This window comes from Methanomassiliicoccales archaeon, from assembly GCA_014361295.1.
Lineage (GTDB): Archaea > Thermoplasmatota > Thermoplasmata > Methanomassiliicoccales > JACIVX01 > JACIVX01.
Map to the genome: position 1 here is coordinate 1 of JACIVX010000032.1, position 4,289 is coordinate 4,289.

General features: G+C 41.0%; 4 protein-coding genes. All 4 read left to right on the top strand.

From position 1 onward, the window contains the following. Positions 1-827: hypothetical protein (locus tag H5T41_10695; protein MBC7109227.1), on the top strand; the 827-nt coding region annotated here is incomplete at its 5' end. A 4-nt stretch (positions 828-831) separates the two neighbouring features. Beyond that, on the top strand, positions 832-2,268 hold the full coding sequence (locus tag H5T41_10700; GenBank protein MBC7109228.1) for a hypothetical protein: 1,437 nt from the start codon (positions 832-834) through the stop codon (positions 2,266-2,268). Beyond that, positions 2,265-3,956, top strand: a complete 1,692-nt coding sequence (locus H5T41_10705; protein ID MBC7109229.1) for a hypothetical protein — start codon at positions 2,265-2,267, stop codon at positions 3,954-3,956. The genes H5T41_10700 and H5T41_10705 overlap by 4 nt, the downstream gene beginning before the upstream one ends. Continuing rightward, the coding region (locus tag H5T41_10710; protein MBC7109230.1) for a hypothetical protein at positions 3,928-4,289 on the top strand (362 nt) is incomplete at its 3' end. The genes H5T41_10705 and H5T41_10710, both read left to right, overlap by 29 nt.

Consider the following 4,289-nt stretch of genomic DNA (forward strand, 5'->3'; position numbering starts at 1 on the left):
TTAAATGGCCGAAACTTCCAGATATCAAATTACCAGACTTACTTGGTAGTATACAATCAGCATGGAATAAATTCACAAGTTGGGTTTTGAGTGTGTTTCCAAAATTTAAATGGCCGAAACTTCCAGATATCAAATTACCAGACTTACTTGGTAGTATACAATCAGCATGGAATAAATTCACAAGTTGGGTTTTGAGTGTGTTTCCAAAATTTAAATGGCCGAAACTTCCAAGTGTTTCAATGCCTAATATTAAAGGAGTATTCGAGGACGCTTGGAAAAAGTTCACTGATACCGTGACTGATGTTTTCCGGAAATTTAAATGGCCAAAGCTACCAATCCCAAACTTCAGTGATATTGCCAAGAAGTTTTACGATTGGGGTAAAGATTTCATAAATGATTTAACCAAGGGCATATGGGATGCTATGCCTTCGTTCCAAAAAGCTCTCGCATGGATTAAATCACATCTTCCACATTCACCTCCCGAGGTTGGCCCATTAGCCGATGTGACAAGAGACAGCATGCGCAGTTGGATGGAAGGCATAGTAAAAGCTGGTGAGGAAATTTTTGAAGGATTCGCTGCGAAGATAGGAAGAGTAGAATGGCCCGAGCCCCCATCTGCTATGATAGGAATTGTAGAAAGAGACCAACCAGCCGAGGCCATGATTGGAAGAACTGAAGTCAATATAAACATAGCTAGAGAAGCTGTTGTGATTAGAGGGGACAAGGTTGACAGAAGCACTCTGAAGGATGCTGCACAGATACTCGGAGAAGAAATTGTAAGATCTGTTGTCTCTGAGGGTGTGAACATTCGAAGCTTACGGTGGTGATCACTTGGGATACCGTGACTGGATCATAAATGGTATACGACCAAAATACATCACAGCAAATGGTGTTGATTGGTCAAACTTCCCACAGGTCACACTTCATTGTGCCGCCACTCCAAGTGAATACTATACAGATGCAAGGGATGAAATAGCAAAATTTTCAAAGTTTGCGGCTCTTGAAATCTCGAACACTCCCCTAATCAATGGAGGAACTAAAGTTCAATGTTCTCCAGATGGGCAGAGAGTAGTGATCAAGGAAGGTAATAATATGTGGGAGGGTGCTATCCACTATCCTAAGTTCAAAGAGGATCAGTTTTCAGATCAAGTCATAGAATGGGATTTGATCTTGGAATTGGAGGTTCCAGGTGCCCGTCCCAGTTATGGAATCCTTGTTCCTGGCTATAATTCATATGATCATATCGAATATTATCCTTGGATTGGTGAAGGCGGTACTATAGAAGATTATGGTGGAGTAATTCTTGCACGACCTAACAGTATATCACAGGATTCGTCAGGGGACAGTGTAGAATGGACAGACATCTCTAATATAGGCATTGAGGATGGTAATGTAGCTGTCGCATACAACAATTCAAATGTAAACAAGCCACTAAGGCCAATTGAATGCACTGATTGGATCAACGTCGAGACAGAGGAAAATATAGTGCTTCCAGAAGGCTCTCGGGTAAATCGCTATGGATTCTGGATAAAATTTGGATACAATGGAGGAAATCCCCGTTATATACTTGAACATAATTTTGCATGGTATGCTTTTCGTGTTAACGCAGAACAAACCGACTTTTTGACTACTTATAACACTCGCACCCCTATATTTTTAGATTTGAATAATAGGTATATTGAAAATCCTTGTCCAAATGATCCCAATTCTATGGCATGGTGGTGTTGGGACACAGGTTTTTTAGGCACTTATCCCATAGATGTTGAAGTAAATAAGCCGAAGGTTCCAACTACTGAGATAAACTATTTTGAGGATCCTACTGTTAATTTTCGGTTTGGTCTTGCTACAGAACCTTACAAGCACTTCTGGATCGATGTTGTATATTTCAGATTAGAGTATGTTCTTGATAGTATAATCCAAAGTGAATCACAATATGATCCTGGCTTCTACGGGTCAGAGATAGGCTACTTGTTGATTAGAGAAGATCGTCCCGTGAAAGAAGTTCAATTGTTAGGTAGCGCATGTAATATTCCAGTGAGTGGCGCGTGGGTTGAGGTGAACGGTGTAAGGCAATACTGGCATTATAGTCATGACCATAACGACGGTGATACTGGGGAGGATGGAATAGAACTGCTCACATTCCAACTTCCTGAAGCATCTAAGATTATTGAGATTAAAACAAGTCGTCATGATCCCCCATCATCAAACATTACCGCCGAGACAAACAGCGGCTGCAAACTTGTCTACATAAGGCTGGTGTACCTATGATCAAAATATATCAAAATGGTAGGGAAATCCAATCGTTGTATTTTGGAAACTTGATATTGGATTCCGAATCAGAACAACAAATAACTGTGAAAGCAGTTGAGGAACCATTCAGTGGAAAGCTCAGATTAGATGGCTCACCCCAAATCAGCATCAGCGAGGATGGTGAGAACTTTGTAAAATCATTAGACATCGTACTAAATGTCGACGAAGAAAAGGACATATTCATAAAAGTTAACGCGCCAATATGGGCTACTGCAGGATCATACGCGGCCACTCTCAAATTCATCACTGAAGGAGAAAATCAAGGAGGAAGTGGCGAACTAAGTGTGCTAAGTGTGGACTGCACATGGAATGTTATCGGCGAGAATATTAGTTCGCCCCCAAAAGAGACAATAGTCGATGTTGCGATTAGTGGGAGGAGTTGCCTTCATTGCGTTTCGGAATGGACTATTACAAAAAGTTCGAAAGAGACTCCTGGATCGTTTCGCGTCGTTCTTGTATGCCCTGAAGATGAAATTCAAGTAGTAACCGGTACAAGGATAGAATTTAAAGAGAAAGGGATGCCATATTATAGAGGAACCATAGACAGGGTAGATTACGAAGTAGAACCTGGTAGGATAAGATATGTTGTCAGTGGCAGAGATTCGAGCACGGACTTACTTTTAAAATCATTTCAGTGGCCATCAAGTGACACAGGTCAAATGTATTCTTCATATGATATACTATCAGAGATACTTGAAGGTACTGGGATTGAATTAGGCCCGTCAGTGGATATTACCGCGCAAATTTCTGATAATAACACTAGTTTGACTGGTTTTGCAGGAGGGTGGGAAAGCAGGGCAAAGGCATTGAATGAGCTGGTGAATACGCTATCATATATCATAGGTGAAAAACTCGGCTGGTACATAGACTCTGAGGATAAACTGAGAATCTATAGGGTTGAAGCTCCTCAAGGCGATGTTGTCATGCGTATCAAAATATTCGATAACCCGCGACTCACATATGCCAGGATGGAGGAGAACGCAGAGAATATAATTAATCGAATAACGATTGTTACAGAGCAAGGAACCCAGACTTTCGAAGATGAAGAAAGCATAAGAGGCTGGACAGACTCGACAACAGCATATCACTGGCCTGGATATGGAGTACGCGAACAGTTATATTCAGAACAGCTCAGCCAATCTGAGGCCGCGATAAAAGGTGAGGAAGAACTAAGCAACTATTCAAAACCAATTTACACTGTTGAACTGAAACTGGAAGGGTTAGTGAATGCACAGGTGGGCCAGCCATTGATGATTGAAGGCTATCGAAAATTCCAGGGTAGTGTTTTTATGATTAACAGGGTTATTTGGAGTGGAGATGCCAGCAGTGTTAAAACCGAGATCACAGCCACAACGGATAGAACGATCACTGGATCATTTGAGGGCTACGATGCGATCAAAGCGATATCAAAGAACGTTGCAAAGGATTTCGCAGTATATACAGGACGCATTGAACATATTGTTGGTTCCAATCCATATCCTCCATACTATGAGGCTGTAGTGACACTAAATGAAATAAATGCAACTATCCGAATTCCACGACTCTTATATCCTGGGGACACTGCGGGAGCGATTGGTTGTCCTATAATTGCTTGGAAAACGCGTAGTGGTATGTGGATTGGAACAGCAACGTGCTGGAATAGGTGATAAGAAAATGATAGATATTTCCAATACAACGATATGCCTCAAAAAAGAAAACTTCAAGGACATGCAAAACCGCTACCAAAACTTCCTAAAAACAAAAGGAAGAGAACCCAATATAATCTACATCAAAAAGAATGGCAATACATATATAACTCTACAGCAATTCAAAAACATGAAACAGCGCTGGGAAGAATTCATTAAAACAAACAATAGAGAACCAAACTGTGTATACATCCGCAAAATAGACCCAAATGAACCAGCAACGAACTTTGACCTGTATGAAGTTGTATATTATCAAGTTGAAAAGCAAGATACAGGGTACACATGTGGCCCCAG

Excerpts from the sequence above, each read along its gene's own strand:
- H5T41_10705 (MBC7109229.1), top strand. The coding sequence starts at position 2,265 with ATGATCAAAATATATCAAAATGGTAGGGAAATCCAATCGTTGTATTTT.